The 19,110-nt window shown below is 63.8% G+C and carries 18 protein-coding genes, 1 tRNA gene and 1 pseudogene; 11 read left to right on the forward strand and 9 right to left on the reverse strand.

Annotation, left to right across the window (positions count from 1 at the left end):
- Positions 1–27 precede the first annotated feature (27 nt).
- From T31B1_RS05330 to T31B1_RS05370, 9 genes and pseudogenes are all read left to right on the forward strand, one after another.
- On the forward strand, positions 28–846 hold the full coding sequence (locus tag T31B1_RS05330) for a helix-turn-helix domain-containing protein (RefSeq protein ID WP_353248408.1): 819 nt from the start codon (positions 28–30) through the stop codon (positions 844–846).
- Positions 839–2,137, forward strand: coding sequence for a replicative DNA helicase (locus T31B1_RS05335; protein WP_353248755.1), 1,299 nt, complete (start codon positions 839–841; stop codon positions 2,135–2,137). The genes T31B1_RS05330 and T31B1_RS05335 overlap by 8 nt, the downstream gene beginning before the upstream one ends.
- Positions 2,134–2,385, forward strand: a complete 252-nt coding sequence (locus T31B1_RS05340; RefSeq protein WP_353248409.1) for a hypothetical protein — start codon at positions 2,134–2,136, stop codon at positions 2,383–2,385. The genes T31B1_RS05335 and T31B1_RS05340 overlap by 4 nt, the downstream gene beginning before the upstream one ends.
- Entirely contained in the window at positions 2,363–2,728 is a 366-nt protein-coding gene (locus T31B1_RS05345) for a hypothetical protein (RefSeq protein WP_353248410.1), read from the forward strand. The genes T31B1_RS05340 and T31B1_RS05345 overlap by 23 nt, the downstream gene beginning before the upstream one ends.
- Positions 2,725–3,840 (forward strand): annotated as a pseudogene (locus T31B1_RS05350) (phage major capsid protein). Before T31B1_RS05345 ends, T31B1_RS05350 begins: the two are co-directional and overlap by 4 nt.
- A 240-nt stretch (positions 3,841–4,080) precedes the next feature.
- Complete coding sequence (locus T31B1_RS05355) at positions 4,081–4,461, forward strand: hypothetical protein (protein WP_353248411.1); 381 nt, start codon at positions 4,081–4,083, stop codon at positions 4,459–4,461.
- 1 nt (position 4,462) lies between these two features.
- Complete coding sequence (locus T31B1_RS05360; RefSeq protein WP_353248412.1) at positions 4,463–4,807, forward strand: hypothetical protein; 345 nt, start codon at positions 4,463–4,465, stop codon at positions 4,805–4,807.
- Between the two features lie 4 nt (positions 4,808–4,811).
- Positions 4,812–5,483 (forward strand): hypothetical protein, encoded by a 672-nt coding sequence (locus T31B1_RS05365; protein WP_353248413.1) that lies wholly within the window; start codon positions 4,812–4,814, stop codon positions 5,481–5,483.
- A gap of 62 nt (positions 5,484–5,545) precedes the next feature.
- The gene (locus T31B1_RS05370) at positions 5,546–6,052 is read left to right on the forward strand and encodes a hypothetical protein (protein ID WP_353248414.1); all 507 of its coding nucleotides are present in this window, start codon (positions 5,546–5,548) and stop codon (positions 6,050–6,052) included.
- Between the two features lie 206 nt (positions 6,053–6,258).
- Here T31B1_RS05370 and T31B1_RS05375 read toward each other — a convergent pair.
- A tRNA-Gly gene (locus T31B1_RS05375) sits at positions 6,259–6,334 on the reverse strand.
- Positions 6,335–6,515: 181 nt separating this feature from the next.
- On the opposite strand from T31B1_RS05375, the gene T31B1_RS05380 reads away from it, so the two are divergent.
- Both T31B1_RS05380 and T31B1_RS05385 read left to right on the forward strand, forming a co-directional pair.
- Entirely contained in the window at positions 6,516–7,409 is an 894-nt protein-coding gene (locus T31B1_RS05380) for a TIGR01777 family oxidoreductase (RefSeq protein ID WP_353248415.1), read from the forward strand.
- Between the two features lie 18 nt (positions 7,410–7,427).
- Positions 7,428–8,927: an FAD-binding oxidoreductase gene (locus tag T31B1_RS05385; protein WP_353248416.1), complete on the forward strand. Its 1,500-nt coding sequence runs from the start codon at positions 7,428–7,430 to the stop codon at positions 8,925–8,927.
- A 160-nt stretch (positions 8,928–9,087) separates the two neighbouring features.
- Here T31B1_RS05385 and nuoN read toward each other — a convergent pair whose 3' ends face one another.
- The 8 genes from nuoN to nuoG are packed head-to-tail and all read right to left on the reverse strand — an operon-like array spanning position 9,088 to position 19,096.
- Positions 9,088–10,548: an NADH-quinone oxidoreductase subunit NuoN gene (nuoN, locus tag T31B1_RS05390; protein ID WP_353248417.1), complete on the reverse strand. Its 1,461-nt coding sequence runs from the start codon at positions 10,546–10,548 to the stop codon at positions 9,088–9,090.
- 25 nt (positions 10,549–10,573) lie between these two features.
- Positions 10,574–12,100: an NADH-quinone oxidoreductase subunit M gene (nuoM, locus tag T31B1_RS05395; protein WP_353248418.1), complete on the reverse strand. Its 1,527-nt coding sequence runs from the start codon at positions 12,098–12,100 to the stop codon at positions 10,574–10,576.
- A gap of 43 nt (positions 12,101–12,143) precedes the next feature.
- A complete protein-coding gene (gene nuoL / locus T31B1_RS05400) occupies positions 12,144–13,994 on the reverse strand; it encodes an NADH-quinone oxidoreductase subunit L (protein WP_353248419.1) in 1,851 nt (616 codons plus the stop codon).
- Positions 13,991–14,299, reverse strand: a complete 309-nt coding sequence (gene nuoK / locus T31B1_RS05405; protein WP_353248420.1) for an NADH-quinone oxidoreductase subunit NuoK — start codon at positions 14,297–14,299, stop codon at positions 13,991–13,993. The genes nuoL and nuoK overlap by 4 nt, the downstream gene beginning before the upstream one ends.
- Positions 14,296–14,850, reverse strand: coding sequence for an NADH-quinone oxidoreductase subunit J (nuoJ, locus tag T31B1_RS05410; RefSeq protein ID WP_353248421.1), 555 nt, complete (start codon positions 14,848–14,850; stop codon positions 14,296–14,298). Before nuoJ ends, nuoK begins: the two co-directional genes overlap by 4 nt.
- 13 nt (positions 14,851–14,863) lie before the next feature.
- Positions 14,864–15,379, reverse strand: coding sequence for an NADH-quinone oxidoreductase subunit NuoI (nuoI, locus tag T31B1_RS05415; protein WP_353248422.1), 516 nt, complete (start codon positions 15,377–15,379; stop codon positions 14,864–14,866).
- 49 nt (positions 15,380–15,428) lie between these two features.
- Complete coding sequence (gene nuoH / locus T31B1_RS05420) at positions 15,429–16,412, reverse strand: NADH-quinone oxidoreductase subunit NuoH (RefSeq protein WP_353248423.1); 984 nt, start codon at positions 16,410–16,412, stop codon at positions 15,429–15,431.
- The gene (gene nuoG / locus T31B1_RS05425; RefSeq protein WP_353248424.1) at positions 16,409–19,096 is read right to left on the reverse strand and encodes an NADH-quinone oxidoreductase subunit NuoG; all 2,688 of its coding nucleotides are present in this window, start codon (positions 19,094–19,096) and stop codon (positions 16,409–16,411) included. The genes nuoH and nuoG overlap by 4 nt, the downstream gene beginning before the upstream one ends.
- Positions 19,097–19,110: the final 14 nt, after the last annotated feature.

Raw genomic sequence — 19,110 nt, forward strand, 5'->3', positions numbered from 1 at the left:
GCTCATCGTCCCTGCGATGGAAATCGCATGGAAAAAGAAAAAATACGACCGTATGTCGCCCGGTGGCGCGACGCGGTCCTGTCTGCCGGCGGTCCGCCCAAGCCCATGACGCGGCTCGTACTGCTCGCGCTGGCCAAATACATGGATGGCAGCGGCGGCAATTGCTGGCCATCGGTCGACATGATCGCTGTTGATACGGGGCTGAACCGCCGAAGCGTCTTGCGCCATCTGGCGGAAGCTGGCGTATCGGGATGGATATCAGTGCGAAGCCGCGGCACAAACGGGCAAGGATGGCGCCGCCATGCCTACACCCCGACGGTCCCGAATGGTGGTGACACAGAGTCACCGCGTCCGGCCGAAGGTAGTGACGCAGAGTCACCGCGCCACGTCGAAGGTGGTGACAATGACGACACGAAGGTGGTGACTCTGCGTCCAGAACGTGGTGACACAGAGTCACTTGAACAGGACCATAAACAGGACCACGAACAGGAAAGGCGCGCACGAGGCGCGCGGCGACCCCGACGCAAGCAACAAAATGACGACCCAGCCGGCCGGCCTGAGGGGCTGCCCGAATCCGTAGGCGACGAGCTGTGGTCTGACTTCGTGGATCACCGCAAAGCGATGAAGAAGCCGATGACCGGCAAGGCGGTGAGCATGCTGGTCGCCAAGCTGGCCGGCATGGAGCAGCAGGGCCATCACGCCGGTGGGGCGCTCCGAGAGTCCATCATCAACGGCTGGCAGGGGGTGTTCCCGCCGAAGGCCGGCGACCGCATGCCGCCACCAGCCGGCCGGCCCAGCCAGCGCAAAGCCTCACCCAGCGACTACGAGATCAGCAGCTATGACTGATCGCCATCCGCTATGGGACCAGACTGCCGAGCGGTCCATCGTGGGCGCCGTCGTCGCCGACGACCGCTGTATCGCTGACGTGGCCGCTATCGTGCAGCCGGAGGATTTCCGCTATGCGCCGCATCGAGAGATATTCGCCTATGCGCTGAAGCTTCACGCTAGGGGCGAGCCCGTCGATCTCGTGACGTTGGGCAATGCCGTCCGCCAAGCCGGCCACACGCGGCTGCTGGGCGAGATCGCCATCGACGTGCCCGGCGCGGCGAACGTCGAAGCCTATGCGCGTGTCGTCGCGGACTGGTCGCGCCGGCGGGCCGTGGTCTCCGCTTGCCAGAAAGCCATCGATACGGCCGGCCGCACTGAATCCGGAGAGCTGGCCGCCGACCTGGCAAGCAGGCTTGAGGCCGCCAGTGAACGGACCATCGGCGAATCGCTGAACTGGCACGGCGTCATCACCCGGATGGTCGAAGAGGTCGAGCAGGCGGCCAACGTCGACGACGACGGCGTGACGGGCGTGCGCACCGGCATCCCGATGATCGACGGCGCCCTGGGCGGCCTGTGTCGGCAACGCCTGATCGTTCTCGCTGCGCGGCCGTCGATCGGCAAGACCGCGCTCGCCAATCAGATCGCCGTGAATGCGGCGCGCGACGGCGTGCCGGGCGGTATCTGCAGCCTGGAGATGGGCGAAGCCGAGCTCGGCGCCCGGGCCATGGCCTACCACTGCCGAGCGAACTTCACCCGCCTATTGCGTGGCCGCGGTGACGCGCTCGACGCGATGGTCCGCGGCATGCGGCAGGGCGACCCGAAGACATGGCCGCTGCACCTCGATACGTCCACATACTCGCTGGCCGGCATCGAGGCGCGCATCACAAGTTGGAAGCGCAACCACGATATCCGATTCGCGATCGTCGACCATATCGGGCTGATCGAAGTCGAGGGCAACGTCAGTACCTACGACCGTGTGAGCCTGGTTTCCCGTCGCCTCAAGAAGCTCGCCAAGCGGCTCGACATCGCAATCATCGCCGTGGCCCAGCTCAACCGCGCGCTTGAGAAGGAGCGCCGCAAGCCGACGCTCGCTGATCTGCGTGACTCCGGAAATATCGAGCAGGACATCGACGTCGGTGTGTTTCTGCACGTCGACCCGGATGACCTCGAGCAGCAGCCGACCCGCGTGCACATCGGCGTTTTGAAAAACCGCACCGGCCGCCGCGGCTGGGCGAAGCCGCTCATGTTCGACGGAGCGTGTCAGCGATTTTTCGAACCTACCCACTATGACGACGAGGATCTGAGATGAGCACAGTCACCCAGAAAGAACTGAACGACGAATTCAACGCGCTCGCCGAGTTCTTCTCGGTGCGTGAGATCAGCCCCGAGGTGCAAGTCGCCATTTGCGGTGCTGCCATCGGCGGCATTATCGGGCGTAATCGCGAAGCCGGCTTGGTCGATGATTTGACCGCGAAACGGATGCTCAACGCTGCGTTTGCGCGTGCCCAGTACGTCGTATTCCCGCCGAAGCAGAATGCGGTTGACGGCGATGAGTAGCTGTGAAAATATACAGGCATCCCACCGGCGCGGTGGCGACGTTCGAGACGAACGTGCCGACCACCAACCAGCGCCCGCTCGCGACGAGACGCAGGGAAACGGCCCCGATACCGGGGATGTTTCTGAAAGCGAGGTCGCGACGCATCCATCGAGCCCCGACATATTGTCGCCCAGGCGCATCGAGCAATCGCTGCGTGACGCGGGCTTATCCAACCGCCAGGCCCGTCGCCTGATGAGCGGCGGATATGCCGCATACGCGGGCAATGTCGACCCCGAAGATCGTGAAGCGCTCCTCTCCGAACTGATCAATTTTCATCGACGTATTTCGGAGTTCGATCTATGAGCCAGCCAAAGAGCAGCGCGGAATATCTGCGCGAAGCAACAGCCCAGCTTGAGCATGTCAGCAAGGAGGTGCGTGCGGACTATCAGAAGGTCGAAAGTCGCATGCACGATCTTGAGCAACATGTCGCGACCATGGGCTCGTATGCGGGCGCCGGCGGCCGCGGTTTCGCGGGTCCGTCCGTTGCCAGTAGCTTCACCGCGAGCGATAGCTTCGCGGCGATGCAGAAGGGCGCGAACTCGACCGGGCGTGTCGAGATCCAGGCGCCTATGAACGCCATCACCAACACCGGCGAAGGCGGCACCGAGCACGACGTTCAGGCCGATCGCGCGAGCACGATCTATAACGACCCGCGCCGCTCTCTGACGCTGCTTAATCTGATGCCCACGCTCCCGGTCACGAGCAAGACGTTCGAGTACCTTCGGCTGAATGGCTATCAGAACGCGGCGGCTTTCCAGATCAACGAAGGCGATCAGAAGGCGGAAGGCGACATGCCGACCGAACTGGTCGATACGCCGATCACGACGATCGCGCATTTCGTCCGGGCATCCGCGCAGATCATCGACGACGCGCCGGCGCTGGAACAGCAGATCAACAGCCTGCTTCGTTATGGCCTGATGGCGAAGCTCGAGAACGCGCTGATCAACGGCACCGGGACGATCGGCACGATCGACGGGTTGCTGAATCAGGCGACGGCCTACACAGCCACGGCGGACGCTACGGCCGACAAGATCGGCTAGGCGATCACCGAGCTGGACTCGAACGGCTGGAGCGCCAATGCCGTGGTCATGAACCCGGCCGACTGGTTCACCGTGACGAGCGAGCGCGCAACGGACGGCCAGTACATTCTCGGCACGCCGCGTGCGTCGATGCCGGCGAGCCTGTGGAACCGCACGGTCGCTACCACGCCCAGCATCCCGGCCGGTCGCGTGCTGGTCATGGATACATCTCAGACCGCGGTGCTCGATCGTCAGCAGCCGGTGCTGATGGCCAGCCGTCTCGACGGCAACAACATGACGACCAACATGATCACGATCCTCGCCGAGATGCGCGCGGGCCTGGCTGTGTTCTCGACGGGTGCCGTGCTGTCGCTGGATCTGACAGCGAGCGGCTAACGCTTCGGTAGGAGGTTGGCCGCCTGGGGGGGCTTTGCTGTATTCGTCCCTCAAAACGCCCCACAAGTCGTGAGTGTGGTGACAACCGCGACGGCCGGCGGCGGGTTCTCCGGTACATGATGCCCGCGCGGCCGGCACCTCATCGATGGGGAGGGGTGGTTCGAGAGTTCAGAGCCTCCCCTCCGGACATCGCCTGCCTAATCAATTTTGCACGTCCACAGATCAGCATTTGAGGTCGCCATGCCAACGCCGCGCAAGCCGACACATCTGAAAGTGATTCAGGGCACGGCCAAGAAGAACCCCGGCCGCCTGAATCCGAACGAGCCGGGCTTCAACGGCGAGATCGGCGAGCCGCCGGCGCACCTCGACGAATACACCGCGACCATCTGGCATGAACTGGTGCGCATCGCTTGCCCTGGCGTGCTGCAGAAGTCCGACCGCATCGCGGTCGAGCGTCTGGCCTGCCTGCTAGCGTTGTCACGCCGCGATCCTGAAGCCTTTACTGCGGCTCACGAATCCGCGCTGCGTGGCTATTTTCGCTCGCTGGGGCTCACGCCGGCCGATCGGTCGCGTGTCTCAGTTCCGAACGACCAATCTCGTAACCCATTCGAGGGGCTTTGATATGGCCATACGGTTTACCAAAGACAGCGAGCCCGGGGCCGCCGACCGGGCGGATTACTTCTTCGCCGAGCCTGGACGGACGATCGCGGACGTATGCGGCACCGATCAGCTACGCGCTTGGGTGAATGGCCGCGAGGTGCCAAAGCTGTTCATGCACCGCGCGCACCTGAAAGACGGCGTTGAAGTCTTCGTTGAGCCGATCCCGAAAGATCCGGTGACGCTATCGATCGCAGCGAGCATTACGGCCGCCGCGGCTGCGGTTGCGCCGGCCGCTTGGGCGGTGGGGCTGGCTGTGGCTTCAGTCGGCCTGTCCGTAGCTGGCCCCCTTTACCAACCGCAAAGGTGATTCCGTGACTTCGATTAATCTGACGCTGACCGAAGACCGTGCCTGGCTTTCGCAGGATCGCGCTTTCTATGATGTGGGCAAATTGCCGCCGGTCGCCGTGAAAGGCGCGCAGTGCGAGCACCACGCGACGTTGATCGGAGAGACGTGCAAAATTGCTGTGTTTCCGTATCAGCGTCTTCTGGTGGGGATGGGTGGCCCGTACGTGCATGTGAATGCGTGGCGCGAGACCGTGCGCCAGACCGGAGGCGATATCGACAGCCTCAACGATATTGCGCCGCACATCCTGCGCCTGCTCGCGCGCGACTATCCCGCCGAGACGCCTGAAGTGATCCTCATTCATGCGGGCTACAGCCCGAGCGAACGCTGTGTGACCGCGATCGCGTACAGCTGGGAGGATGATTTCGAGCCGATGCCGCTCGGGCCGGGCCTGACGTGTACGCCGCCGCCTGACGCAACGGCGCCGGACTACACCGAGCTTCAGGCGTTGCGTACAGCTGCCGACCAGGGGCGCGACGTGGAAACGTTCCATGCGGCGCTGTGCGCGAATCAGAAGTGGCAGGCGGACAACGGCCGGATTCGAGCGGGTGTGCTGCTATCTGACGAGTATGACTTCGCGTCCGTCGATAAGCATGGCGCGCGCGTCAACACCGTAAGGAAGGCTCAAGCCGTGGCGTGAGCGGACAGTGAAGGCCGGGTCGCGGTATAAACGACGCCTAGCTATGACTGAATCTCGACGCTATGTCAGAACTTGATCAAATCGAATTCGCCGAGCGCGAGGGCGACGCGAGCATGCGCGAGCGCATCGATAACGCCAGTATGCTGCAAAGGCAAGCGACGACTGCAATCACTCTGGTCTTAGCCGGTGCAGGCGCCGCGCTCTTATTCGCCGCGCGGGGGGCGGGTAGTTTCGGGGGGGTCGAGGCTGGCTCGATTTCTATCGCATTGTGGCTCTTTGCAATTGCAGCGCTGTTGGTTCGCAAGTGCTTAGCCGCGGATGAGTATCCAGCCGCTTACAACCTTCCTCTCGACCTGATCCACGACGAGCATTCGCTGGTGGATATCCGCCGCGCGCGCCTGGAGAAGCTCGACGAGCGAATACGCGAAGCGATTCTAAAGAACGACGATCGCGCTCGCTGGCTTAATAGGTGCTACTACGCGTCTGCCGCCACACCGCTCATCGGTCTTTGCGCGATGGCGGCTTGGGTGGGTTTTTCGGCGGCCGCGGCGGTTTGCTCGGCGGCCTAGGCGTATGCGTATCAGGCGTCGGCCGGCTGGGGCTGCGCCGGTTCGGCGGCGGGTTTGGGATGCTGGGTTTATTGTCGTTGTCACCCACGTGGCCGCGCTCCCCCGTTTACCGATTCATATCCTACGCACAGTCGTTATTCGGCACTTATACTGCACTTAAAGCGCCCACGACTTTTGCCGGAATACGCTTAAGCTTCTGATATCTTTGGAGCGGCAGACGAGATTCGAACTCGCGACCTCGACCGTGGGAGGGTCGCGCTCTACCAGCTGAGCTACTGCCGCCGCACGTGCATAGCTAACGTCATCGATGGCTTTTTTGCAAGTGTATTTCGGCCGCCGTGCTGCAACGCAGGCCGCCGCGGCATCGTATTTTCGCGAACTGCCCACTGGTATCCGCCGGCGTGCTGGATCAGTATGGGCAAACGCCGATAGCGCCTTGTTTTCTCATCAACCGAGCCGCGCCATGAACAATGCTCTGATTACCGGAGGCACCGGCTTCATCGGTCGTCATCTGTGTGCTGACCTGCTGGCCGACGGCTGGCGGGTACAGGTGGTTACCCGTGATACCGCGAAGGCCGCGTCCGTGTTGCCGGCCGGCGCCGAGCCGGTCGCGTCGTTGTCTGCAGCCGACCCGGCCGAGGCGGTCGTCAATCTTGCCGGGGAGAATCTGGCCGACGGCCGCTGGACCGACGCGCGTAAAAAAGAGATGCGCGAAAGCCGGCTGCGAATCACCCGTGAGCTGACTCAGACATTCGAGTCCTGGGGCGAGCTGCCCCAGGTGTTGGTGAGCGGGTCGGCCGTGGGGTACTACGGTGCGCGCGGAGCCGATGTCCTCGACGAGATGGAACGTCCGGGCGACGAATTCCAGTCCGAGCTGTGTGTGGCCTGGGAACAGGCGGCCCGTCGCGCCGAAGGCCTGGATGTCCGGGTATGCCGTATCCGGACCGGTATCGTGCTGGATGCTGACGAAGGCGCGCTGGCGAAGATGATCACGCCGTTCCGGTTTGGCCTCGGCGGTCATTTCGGTACCGGAACACAGTACATGCCGTGGATCCATATTCGTGACGAGGTGCGTGCGATCCGCTTTCTGATGGACACACCCACGGCCAGTGGCGCGTTCAACCTGACCGCGCCGCGACCGGCCACGAACCGGGAGTTCACCTCGGTGCTGGGCAAGGTGCTGCATCGTCCCAGCTTTGCCTGGGTGCCCGGCACAGTGCTCAAGCTCATGCTCGGCGAGATGGCGCATCTGCTGCTCACGGGCCAGCGTGCGATTCCCGACGCGCTCGGCAAAGCGGGTTTCAAGTTCGAGTTCGAGCGGCTCGAGCCGGCCCTGGCCGATCTGCTCGAACGCTAGTCGCAGTCAGGAGCGAAGATGACACACGACGGCTTTCTGGCCGATCTGGCGGCTATCGTGGGCAGCGAGCAGGTGCTGGCGCCCGGCGATGCCGCGGCCTATCTGACTGAATGGCGCGGTGCGTTCAAGCCGGTTGCACGCGCGGTGGTACGACCGGTCGATACCGAACAGCTCGCCGAGGTGGTGCGACGGTGCGCGGCGGCCGACGTGGCGGTGGTCGCCCAGTCGGGCAACACGGGCCTGGTGGGCGGGACCGCAGCCGATGACCCGCGCCGTCAGATCATTATCAATCTGGAACGCATGGACCGGGTTCGTGCGATCGATACCGACAACGCCACGATTACCGTCGAGGCGGGCTGCACGCTGGCTTCGGTCCAGAAAGCCGCGGGGGAGGCCGGGCTGTATTTTCCGCTAACACTGGCCTCGCGAGACCGCTGTCGGATCGGCGGCAATCTGGCCACCAACGCGGGCGGCCTGAACGTGGTCCGTTACGGCAACACCCGCGATCTGGTGCTGGGTCTGGAAGTCGTACTGGCCGACGGCCGTGTATGGCACAACCTCAGCGGGCTGCGAAAGGACAATAGCGGGCTGGATCTCAACGATCTGTTCGTGGGCAGCGAGGGGGCACTCGGGATCGCAACCGCGGCCGTATTCAAGCTTTTCGACCCGATCGAGCAGCAGGTGGTCGGGCTGTTCGGTCTGGAGGACCCGGTGCAGGCGGTGCGGCTGCAGCGCCGGTTGAACGGCGCGTCCGGGCACAACCTGACCGGCTGCGAGCTGATGTCACGCCAGGCCGTCGAGTTGGCCTGTCATCATATCGACGGATGCGACGAGCCGTTCGAACGGCCCTGGCCCTGGTATCTGCTGGTCGAACTGGCCAGCTCGGCAAAAGGCGACTGGCTGGCCCAGATCATGCACGATGTGGTAGCCGAGAGCGGATTCAATGCACACGATCGCGCAGTCCGGGTCGCGACCGACGACACGGCGATCGGTGCACTGTGGCATCTGCGCGAATCGCTGCCGCCGGCTCAGGTGGCCGAAGGGGCGTCGATCAAGCACGATATCTCGTTGCCGGTGTCTCGTCTGCCGGCGTTTCTGGCCCGTGCGTTGCCGGCCATACGCGACGCGCTCCCGGGCGTGCGGCCCTGTCCGTTCGGCCATGTCGGCGACGGCAATCTGCATTTCAACCTGTCCAAGCCCGAGGGGGGCGATGACGACGCGTTCCTGGCGCTGTCGGCACGCGCCCACGACGTGGTTCACGATATCGTCGTCGACATGGGGGGCTCGTTCGCGGCCGAGCACGGCATCGGCCGGTTAAAGGTCGAGGCGATGGCGCGCTACAAGCAGCCGGTGGAACTGGACATGATCGGCGCCATCAAGCGGGCACTCGATCCCGATGGTCGGCTCAATCCGGGCGTACTTGTGCCGGCACCGGATCGGGGGCGACGTACCGCTGCGGCGTCGGCCGACGACACGGGTTCCGGCGATCGGACGGCTCGCGACGCTCGACAGGCCTGACTCCGGTCTTACTGTTCGTAGGCGTTATCGAAAAACACGGGCGTTACCGGCGGCGGACGCCCGTCACGCGATCGTCCGAGCCTGCCGGATTGATACTCACACGACTCGGCTCCGAAGCCGGGACAGGCGTTAATCGTCCGCGTGCCGGGCGGAGCCGGGCTCAGAAACCGCCGATGCCGGCGGCGGTGACGAACTTGATCAGCGGGGCCGGGAAAATACCGAAGAACAGTACCGCCAGTGCGATCAGGATCACCATGATGCCACCGGACTGCTGGCCCCATCCGGCCACGGCATCGCGACGGCTTTCGCCGGGCTGGTCCAGATAGAGAATCACCATCACACGCAGGTAGTAGTAGAGGCCGATGGCGCTGCCGGCGACGATGCCGCCAACGAGCCACCACAGGCCGGATTCCACGCCGACCGCGATCGCGTAGAACTTGCCGATGAAACCGGCGGTCATGGGTATGCCGGCCAGCGACAGCATCATGACGGTCATCACCGCCGCCAGATACGGCCGGCGCCAGAACAGGCCGCGATAGTGGTGCAGCGCGCCGGCATCGGTACCGGAATACGGGCTGGATACCAGCGTGACCACGCCGAACGCACCGAGGGTGGTTGCGACATAGGTGGTCAGATAGACGCCGACCGTCTCGGCGGCCAGTCCGCTGCCGCCGGCCACGATTGCGGTCAGCAGATAGCCCAGATGGGCGATCGACGAATAGCCCAGCAGACGCTTGATATTGTTCTGACGCAGGGCCAGCAGATTGCCGATGATCATCGAGGCAAATGCGATCACGCCGAGCAGCGTCAGCAGCCAGGGGCTGTCTGCCGGTGCGGCCAGCGTGAACAGCCGAAGCAGCAGGGCGAACACCGCCACCTTGCTGACCGTGGCAAGAAACGCCGAAACCGGCCCCGGCGCGCCTTCATAGACATCCGGCGTCCACAGATGAAACGGTACCAGCGACAGCTTGAAGGCCAGGGCGACGAACATCATGCCGATGCCCATGAGCAGCCAGCTGTGATGGGCGCTGGTGCCGGCGGCCAGCGTGCTGGCCAGGTCCGCAAAGACCAGCGAACCCGACGCTGCATAGAGCAGGGCCATGCCGAACAGCAAAAACGCCGACGCCGCGCCCGAGAGCACCATGTATTTCAGGCCGGCTTCAAGCGAGATTCGATCCCGATAGGCATAGGCGACCATGCCGTAGAGCGGTACCGACAGCAGCTCGAGACCGATGAAAAGCGATGCCAGATGACGGGAGGCGATCAGCGCCATGGCGCCGCCGGCCGAACACAGCAGCAGGATATAGAATTCTTCGCGCCGGTCGGGCAGCGTTTCGAGATACGCGTGGGCCAGTGTCGAGCAGGCCAGCGATGCCACCAGCACGATGGCGAAGAACAACACCGAGTAGTCGTCGATGATGAACAGCGGGGTCACCTGAATCGGGGTGACCTGCAACACACCGAGCAGTGAGACGAACGCTGCGTTCAGCCCGATCACGGTGAGCGTAGCGGCCACCACGTGCTGACGGCGTACGGCGATGGCCACGACGACGGCGACCACCGTTGCACACAGGATGGCCAGCGGGGCGAAGGCGAGCAGTTGAGTCGAGAACTGATTCATAACAACGAAGGCCTGGCGACTCGGCTCAGCGGGCCGGCAACGGGGAAACGGCGAACCACTGGGTGACCTCGGTCATTGCCGTCTGCGAAATATGAAGCACGGACTGGGGATACAGGCCGACCAGCAGGGTGAGCACCAACAGGAGCAGCATCATGCTGTACTCGCGCGGGTCCAGCCCGCCGAGCGTGGCCTCTGATCGCGGCGTGCCCCAGTAGACGCGGTGCATGAGCACCAGCGAATAGATGGCGGCCAGCACGAGCCCGCCGCTGGCGGCCACGACCACCCAGGGCACGGTCTGGAAGGCGCCGAACAGGATCAGGAACTCGCCGACGAAGTTGGCGGTGCCGGGCATGCCGAGAGAGGCCATGACAAACACCAGGGCAAAGCCGGGCAGGGCGCCCATCCGGCCGAACAGCCCGCCCATCTCGTTCATGTTGCGGGTATGGATGCGTTCGTAGATCTGGCCGGAGATGATGAACAGCCCGGCGGCAGAGAACGCATGCGCGACCATCAGCACGATCACGCCCTGTAGCGCCAGCAGCGTGCCCGAGTACACGCCGATCAGCACGAACCCCATGTGCGAGATGCTCGAACAGGCGATCAGTCTTTTGACGTCGGTCTGCGAGTAGGCCAGCAGCGCCCCGTAGTAGATACCCACCAGGCCCAGGCCCATCGCGATCGGCGCGAAGTCGGCCGAGGCTTCGGGAAACAGCGGAATCGCATAACGCAGCATGCCGTAGGCCGCGGTCTTGAGCAGAATGCCGGCCAGGTCGACCGAGCCGGCGGTGGGCGCCTGTGCGTGGGCATCGGGCAGCCAGCCGTGCAGCGGCACCACCGGCAGCTTGACCGCGAAGGCGATGAAGAACCCGAGCATCAGCACATAGGCCAGCGGCCCGGTCAGCGGCGTATCGCGCAGCACGCTGTAGTCGAAGGTGAAGGTGCCGGTCTGGCTGTAGTGGGCGAATACCAGACCGAGTATCGAGACCAGCATCAACAGACCGCTGGCCTGGGTGTAGATGAAGAACTTGATCGCCGCGGAGATGCGCGTATTGCCCTTCGATCCGCTGTGGCCCCACAGCGCAATGAGGAAATACATCGGAACCAGCATCATCTCCCAGAAGAAGAAGAACAGGAACAGATCCACGGCCAGGAACACGCCGACCACGCCGCCGATGATCCAGAGCAGGTTCAGATGGAAGAATCCGATCCGGTTGGTGATCTCGCGCCAGGAACAGACCACTGCCAGAACGCCCAGGAAGCCGGTCAGCGTGATCATGACCAGCGACAGACCGTCGAGCGCCAGATGGAAGGAGATACCGAAACGGTCCACCCAACCGATCCGGAACTCGCGGGTCCAGGCTGGCGTATCGCCCACCGCCCCGTTCAGCGAGTAGTCGCCGGTGGCCCAGAGCCAAAGCGTGAGCGCCACGATCGCCAGCATGGTGATCAGCGCGATCCAGCGCGGTGCCTGCGACGGCGCGTGCCGGCTCTCCAGCTGCCAGCAGAGCAGGCCGCCGATGAAGGGAATGAACAGTATCCAGCACAGGATCATCGGGCTTTCCTAGTCGCGGTGATGGGCGGCGGACAGTACATGATCAGCCCAGCAGCAGAGCGGCGAGGAATATCGCCGCACCGGCAAACAACGACAGCGCATACCAGCGCAGCCGGCCGTTGTGCAGCGGCGACAGTACGCCGTTGAGAGCGAGTGCGGTGCCGGGCACGATATTGACCAGCGAGTTGATCCAATCACGACGATGCAGGCGGGTGGCTAGCAGATACGGTCTGACGAACACCCGGTCGTAAAGCGCATCGAAACGCCAGGCGTCGTGCCAGAACCGCCACAGGTTCGCTCCGGTCGGTGTTTCGACCAGGCGGGCCACACGCTGACGATTGCCGAGAAACAGCGCCGCCGCCACGCCGAGGCCGACCATGGCCACCACGCTGGACAGGACTTCCAGGCCCAGCTGGAGCATGCCGTGGTCGCCGGCTTCATGTGATGGCAGCACGTCGCCCAGTGGCGGATGAATCCAGGCGCCGACAAACGTCGACAGCACGGCCAGTACGATCAGCGGCAGATGATGGGCGATGCCCGTGCCGGCGTGGGCTTCGATCTTCTGCTCCCCGTGGAAGGCGATGAAGATCATCCGGAACGTATAGACCGCAGTCAGAAACGCGCCGACCAGGCCGGCCAGCCAGAGCACATGATGACCGTTGGCGAACGACAGCCACAGGATCTCGTCCTTGGAGTAGAAGCCGGCGGTGACCAGCGGCAGCGCGGCCAGTGCGGCGCCGCCGATCACGAAGACCCAGTAATCCAGCTTGAGCGTCTTGCGCAGACCGCCCATCTTGAAGATGTCCTGCTCGTGATGGCAGGCGATGATCACCGAGCCTGAGGCCAGGAACAGCAGTGCCTTGAAGAAAGCGTGGATCATCAGATGGAATATCGCCGCATCCCAGGCGCCGACGCCCAGCGCGAGAAACATGTAGCCGATCTGGCTCATCGTGGAGTAGGCCAGCACGCGCTTGATATCGGTCTGGCACAGGGCGGCGAAACCGGCGATCAACAGCGTCAGTGCGCCGATCACGCCGACCAGCTGCAGCACCATCGGCGCCAGTTCGAAGATGCCGTGCATGCGTGCGATCAGGTAGACGCCGGCGGTGACCATCGTAGCTGCATGAATCAGCGCCGAGACCGGCGTCGGGCCGGCCATGGCATCGGGCAGCCAGGTCTGCAGCGGCAGCTGCGCGGATTTGCCGACCGCCCCGCCAAGCAGCATCAGGGCGGCCACCTTCGCCATCGGATCACCTTCGGCCCAGGCCTGGGGCGCCGCCTGTAGCAGCGCCTGGATGTCCAGCGTGCCGAACGTGGTGAACAACAGGAACAGACCGATGGCCAGGAACACATCGCCGATACGGGTGATGATGAAGGCCTTGAAGGCCGCCCAGGCATTGGCTTCGTCACGGTAGTAGTAGCCGATCAGCAGATAGCTGCACAGACCCACGCCTTCCCAGCCGAGAAACAGCAGCAGCAGGTTGTCGCCGAGCACCAGCAGGAGCATGGCGACCACGAACAGGTTCATGTAGGCGAAAAAGCGCCCCATCCCGGGTTCGCCGTCCAGGTCGTGGCTCATGTACCAGCCGGCAAACAGGTGGATGAGAAAACCCACCCCCGTGATCACGCCCAGCATGGTCACCGACAGACCGTCCAGATACAGCCCGAAAGTGGGCGTGAAATCGCCCACGGCCACCCAGGTCCACAGCGTCTGTCCGACACTGGGCTCTCCGCTGGCCAGAAATCGCCAGCACACCAGCAGTACGGTCAGGGCCGACAGACCCACCGAGGATGCGCCGATGGTCTTGGCCATCGAATCGGGCATACGCGGAAAGAATGACAGCACCAGGCTGCCGGCCAAAGGAAAGGCGATGATCAGAAACAGCAGGTTCATCCGTGCATCTCGCTTGCGGCGTCGATGTCGATGGTCTTGAAGCGCTTGTAGAGCTGGAGCAACAGGCCCAGCCCGATGCTCGCCTCGGCTGCGGCCAGGGTGATCACCAGGATGAACATCACCTGGCCATCGGGCTGCTGCCAGTGGGCACCGGCGACGATGAAGGCCAGGCCTGCCGAATTGAGCATGATTTCCAGGCACATGAGAATGAACAGCGTATTGCGCCGTGTCACGAGCCCCGCAAGGCCGAGTACGAACAGAACGGCAGCCAGGGCCATGCCGTGCTCGATCGGAAGACCGGTCATCGTTTGCTCCTCATCGACTGGGTCGTGGTCCGGCGGTCGGCGATGGCCTCGGCCACGTCACGATCGTCACGGCCCAGGTGGGCGGCGACCACGAGTGCGGCCAGCAGCACGAACGCGGCCAGTTCCACGACCAGCACATACGGCCCGAACATGGCCATGCCCACTTTCTGGGCCATCAGCGGCGTGCCTTGAATGGCGCCGATATCGCTACCGTCGGCCAGTGCAATGGCCATGACGATCAGCAGCACGACGCCGAGCACGCCCGGGCCGACCCAGACCGAGGGCGCCAGCCAGCGTTTTTCGCGTTCGATGGTCTCCTGGTTGAGGTTGAGCATCATGATCACGAACACGAACAGCACCATGATCGCGCCCGCGTAGACGATGACTTCGAGCGTGGCCGCGAACGGCGCGCCCAGCGCATAGAACACCACGGCCACCGATAACAGCGACACGATCAGATACAACAGGGCATGCACCGGATGCGAGCAGGTGATCACGCGCAGTGTGGCCACGACGGCAACGAAGGCGGCGATATAGAACGCGATGAACATGGGCCGGCCTTGATCAGGGGAGAAGGGTTTTCACGTCGATGGGCTCGGCCTCGTTGATGGCCTCGCCCTTGTCCTTGCCACCCACGGCCATGCCGGCCACGCGGTAGAAGTTGTAGCCCGGGCGCTTGCCCACGCCCGAGATGGTCAGATCCGATTTCTCGTAGACCATCTGCTGGCGATCGAACTCGCCCATCTCGAAGTCCGGGGTGAGCTGGATCGCATAGGTCGGGCAGGCCTCTTCACAGAAACCGCAGTAGATACAGCGCGAGAAATTGATCCGGAACGTCTCCGGATACCAGCGCCCGGTTTCGTCCTCGGTCTTGACCACGCTGATGCAGTCCACCGGGCAGGCTACGCTGCACAGATTGCAGGCCACGCAGCGCTCGGCGCCGTCGGGATCGCGGGTCAGTACGATACGGCCGCGATAGCGCGGCGGCAGATAAGGCTGCTCCTCCGGATACAGCACCGTCTCGCGTTTGCGAAAGGTGTGCATGAAGGTCATGCCCAGGGTGCGCAGAACACTCAGCATAAGCGACTCGTGTAATGCCGGTTGATAAGGGTCGGTCGGCGGGTCATCGTCAGTTCGCCATGGCCACGACCACCGCGCCGGTGATCGCCACGTTAACCAACGCGATCGGCAGCAGGATCTTCCAGCCGAACGCCATGAGCTGGTCGTATCGGGGTCGAACGGTCCCCGCACGCAGCAGTACGAAGAAACAGATGAAAAAACCGGCCTTGAGAGCGAACCAGACGAAGCCCGGCAGCACTGGACCCAGCCAGCCGCCAAAGAACAGTACGGTCACCAGACAGGAGATGAGCACGATGCCCAGATACTCGCCCACGAAGAACATGCCGAACTTCATGCCCGAATATTCGGTGTGATATCCGGCGGTGAGTTCCTGTTCGGCTTCGGGCAGATCGAACGGGGCACGATGGATTTCGGCGCAACCGGCGATGAAGAAGATCACGAACGCCGGAAACTGCGGGATGACGTTCCACATGCCGGCCTGCGATTCGACGATCGCACGCAGATCGAAGCTGCCGGCCAGCAGCACCACGCCGAGCAGGCTCAGGCCCATGAACACCTCGTAGGAGATCATCTGGGCCGCCGTACGCATCGCCCCGAGCAGAGCGTACTTGTTGTCCGAGGACCAGCCCGCCAGGATCACCGAGTAGACGCCCAGCGAGCTCATGGCAAGCACGAACAGGATGCCGATGTTCAGATCGACCACGCCCAGCGTGGCGGTGAAGGGCACCACCGCGAATGCCATCAGCGTGGTGAACATGATGATCCCGGGGGCGATCACGAACACGGCCTTGTCGGCAAACGGCGGGATCCAGTCTTCCTTGAAGAAGATCTTGATCATGTCCGCGACCACCTGCAGCAGCCCGAACGGGCCCACCCGGTTCGGCCCGTAGCGGTCCTGCCAGACACCCAGCAACCGTCGTTCGACCCAGATCAGCATGGCTGCGGCAATCACCACCGCCAGCAGAATGGCGATCGTCTCGAACGCGGTGAAGAATATGTCCAGCAACTGGGATTCGCTCAGCCCGAAGATCATGGGGTGACCACCGACGGCAGGCGTACGCCCGTCAGCCCGTGTGCGCCGACCGGAACGCCGATAGTGCGGTCGGGCAGGCTCGGGTCGATGGTTACCGGCAGGGCATGCACCTCGTTGCCGATGGTCAATCGAAGGGTATCGGCCGCCGAGATACCCAGCTCGCGCGCACCGGCTTCGTTGAGGGTGAACCAGGCCCCGCGCGGCATGCGTTCGATGATGGCCGGCGCGCGGGCCGACTGCGATTCGCTACCGAAGATGTGATAGCGCGGAATCGCCTGCCAGCCGTCGACGGGTTTTATATCTGCATCGGCATAGGGCGGGATCCGGCCGCCGTCGGATAACAGGCGGACACCCGGGTCGCCGCCCTTGAGATGGCCGCCGATCTCGTCCTGGAAGCGCGTGATCGCCGCTTGGTTGGAGTCCCACCCCGGCGACCAGGCATAGCTCATCAACGACGGCGGCGTGGCCGTGCCCTGGTAGCCTTCCATGGAATAGGCCAGGGGCGAGTCGGCGTCCACTTCGGGCCGCTTTTCGCGCACGTCCACGTTGGCATAGAGGGCGGTGCGCCCGGAAAAGCGATGCGGGCTGCGCGGAAAGCGCATGCCGAACTTGCGGAAGCTCTGGCTGGGCGCGGCGTCGCGGATACCGGCGAACACGGGCAGATCCACTTCGATCGCAGCAATCACATCGTCCATGCCCTGCCAGCCAAGCGCGGTGTCGCCCCCGCGGGCGATATCCACACACCAGCGCCAGCCCTCCTGCAACGGTGCATCGGGGATGAACACCTGGAAGAAGCGCTGGGCGCGGCCTTCGTTGTTGACGAGCGTGCCGTCGGCTTCGGCGAAGCTGCCTGCCGGCAGCACGTAGTCGGCCTTGGCGATGGTGGCGGTCAGACTGTGATCCAGCACGATCAGCCGACGCAGGCGCTTGAGCGCGGCGTCGACGCGGACCTTGGGTGCGCGCTCGTACAGGTCGTTCTGCATGACCACCAGGGTATCCGCCCGGCCGGCTTCGATGGCGCTCAAGGCATCGTCGACATCGGCCTCGCCCATCATCGCCATGCCCAGGCTGTTGGCCTCGGTCAGGGTGACGAACAGGTTGGCGTCCTCGTGTACCGACTCGAGTGCCCGCATCACGTTGCCGGCTGCGGTCAGTACCGCTTCGCTACCGAGGCTGGTGCCAGCCACGATCAGCGGCTTGCGAGCACTCTTGAGCACTGCGGCGATGGTCTCGGCCTGCGCACGGGTTTCGTCGGTGAGATTCTCCGGCGCCGGTGCGCTCGGGTCGAGCACGTGGGCCACCGCAAAGCCGAGCCGGGCGATCATCGCCGGGCGGGCATGGAACAGCTCCGTGGCGACATCGTCGAGACGAGTGGCCGCCGGCACCGCCATGATCAGCGGGCTGTAGAAATGCTGGCCTTCGTCGCGCACCGCACGCGAGTGCCATTTCGGAATCTTGGCGGCCTTGGCCAGCTCGTAGTGCCGATTGCGCACCGACTGGCGCAATGACAGGGCCAGGCGTGGTGCAGTCTGGGTGACGTCTTCACCGAGAATGAAGATGGCGTCGCAGTCCTCGACCTCGCGCAGCGTCGGCAGCCGGCTGGCATGCGCGCCGAGCAGCGTGTGCGCGGCCAGGCTGGCATGGCTATCAGGCCCGCTCATGCCGTTGTAGAAACGGCTTGCGCCAACCAGTTGTCGCAAGGCGAAGTTGTCTTCCAGCGAGGCACGCGGCGAGCCGATGCCAATGGTAGTGGACGCGCTGGCGAGATCGGTACGGATATCGTCGAGGATGACATCCATCTCTTGTGGCTCGAGCACGCCGGTGGCGGTACGCGCCAGCGGCTGACGCGGGCGGTCGTCGCGGTTGACGAAGCCGGCGCCGAAACGGCCGCGATCGCACAGGAAATAGTGGTTGATCTCGCCGTGATACCGGTTCTGGATACGCTTGAGCAGTCCCTGGCGGGAACCGGGGCTGGTGTTACAGCCCAGCGAGCAATGGGTACAGATGCCGGGCGCGTTCTGCATGTCCCATTTGCGGTTGTAGTGTGCGCCCAGCGTCTTGTCGGTGAACACGCCGGTCGGACAGACCTCGACCAGATTGCCAGAGAACTCGCTGTTGAAGGCGCCGTCAGCTTCGCGGCCGAAATAGACGTTGGAGTGCGAACCGAGCACGCGCAGATCGTCGCCGTCGGCATAGTCGCGGTAGTAGCGCACGCAGCGATAGCAGGCGATGCAGCGGTTCATCTCGTGGTTGATGAACGGCCCGAGATCCTGATTTCTGTGCGTGCGCTTGGGCCCGCGATAACGTCGACGCGTGTGGCCGGTCATCAGGGTCATGTCCTGGAGGTGGCACTCGCCGCCTTCCTCACAGACCGGACAGTCGTGCGGGTGGTTGATCATCAGCCATTCGATGACCTGGGCCCGGAAATCGCTGGCCTCGGTATCGCTGATCGAAAACCGTGAGCCGTCGGCGGCCGGGGTCATGCAGGCCATCACGATCTGACCCTGGGTATCGTCTTCGTCCTTGTACTGCTTGACCGCGCATTGGCGACAGGCGCCGACACTGTGCAGCTCCGGATGCCAGCAGAAATACGGCAGGTCGTAGCCCTTGGAGAGCGCGACACGCAGCAGATTGTCGGTGTCGTCGACATCGTACTGCTTGCCATCGATCGTGATCGTTGCCATCGGGAAAACCGTGG

The organism is Salinisphaera sp. T31B1 (assembly GCF_040361275.1).
Classification (GTDB): Bacteria; Pseudomonadota; Gammaproteobacteria; order Nevskiales; family Salinisphaeraceae; genus Salinisphaera.

Excerpts from the sequence above, each read along its gene's own strand:
- T31B1_RS05330 (WP_353248408.1), top strand. The coding sequence starts at position 28 with ATGGAAAAAGAAAAAATACGACCGTATGTCGCCCGGTGGCGCGACGCG.
- T31B1_RS05335 (WP_353248755.1), top strand. The coding sequence starts at position 839 with ATGACTGATCGCCATCCGCTATGGGACCAGACTGCCGAGCGGTCCATC.
- T31B1_RS05340 (WP_353248409.1), top strand. The coding sequence starts at position 2,134 with ATGAGCACAGTCACCCAGAAAGAACTGAACGACGAATTCAACGCGCTC.
- T31B1_RS05345 (WP_353248410.1), top strand. The coding sequence starts at position 2,363 with ATGCGGTTGACGGCGATGAGTAGCTGTGAAAATATACAGGCATCCCAC.
- T31B1_RS05355 (WP_353248411.1), top strand. The coding sequence starts at position 4,081 with ATGCCAACGCCGCGCAAGCCGACACATCTGAAAGTGATTCAGGGCACG.
- T31B1_RS05360 (WP_353248412.1), top strand. The coding sequence starts at position 4,463 with ATGGCCATACGGTTTACCAAAGACAGCGAGCCCGGGGCCGCCGACCGG.
- T31B1_RS05370 (WP_353248414.1), top strand. The coding sequence starts at position 5,546 with ATGTCAGAACTTGATCAAATCGAATTCGCCGAGCGCGAGGGCGACGCG.
- T31B1_RS05380 (WP_353248415.1), top strand. The coding sequence starts at position 6,516 with ATGAACAATGCTCTGATTACCGGAGGCACCGGCTTCATCGGTCGTCAT.
- T31B1_RS05385 (WP_353248416.1), top strand. The coding sequence starts at position 7,428 with ATGACACACGACGGCTTTCTGGCCGATCTGGCGGCTATCGTGGGCAGC.
- nuoN (WP_353248417.1), bottom strand. The coding sequence starts at position 10,548 with ATGAATCAGTTCTCGACTCAACTGCTCGCCTTCGCCCCGCTGGCCATC.
- nuoM (WP_353248418.1), bottom strand. The coding sequence starts at position 12,100 with ATGATCCTGTGCTGGATACTGTTCATTCCCTTCATCGGCGGCCTGCTC.
- nuoL (WP_353248419.1), bottom strand. The coding sequence starts at position 13,994 with ATGAACCTGCTGTTTCTGATCATCGCCTTTCCTTTGGCCGGCAGCCTG.
- nuoK (WP_353248420.1), bottom strand. The coding sequence starts at position 14,299 with ATGACCGGTCTTCCGATCGAGCACGGCATGGCCCTGGCTGCCGTTCTG.
- nuoJ (WP_353248421.1), bottom strand. The coding sequence starts at position 14,850 with ATGTTCATCGCGTTCTATATCGCCGCCTTCGTTGCCGTCGTGGCCACA.
- nuoI (WP_353248422.1), bottom strand. The coding sequence starts at position 15,379 with ATGCTGAGTGTTCTGCGCACCCTGGGCATGACCTTCATGCACACCTTT.
- nuoH (WP_353248423.1), bottom strand. The coding sequence starts at position 16,412 with ATGATCTTCGGGCTGAGCGAATCCCAGTTGCTGGACATATTCTTCACC.
- nuoG (WP_353248424.1), bottom strand. The coding sequence starts at position 19,096 with ATGGCAACGATCACGATCGATGGCAAGCAGTACGATGTCGACGACACC.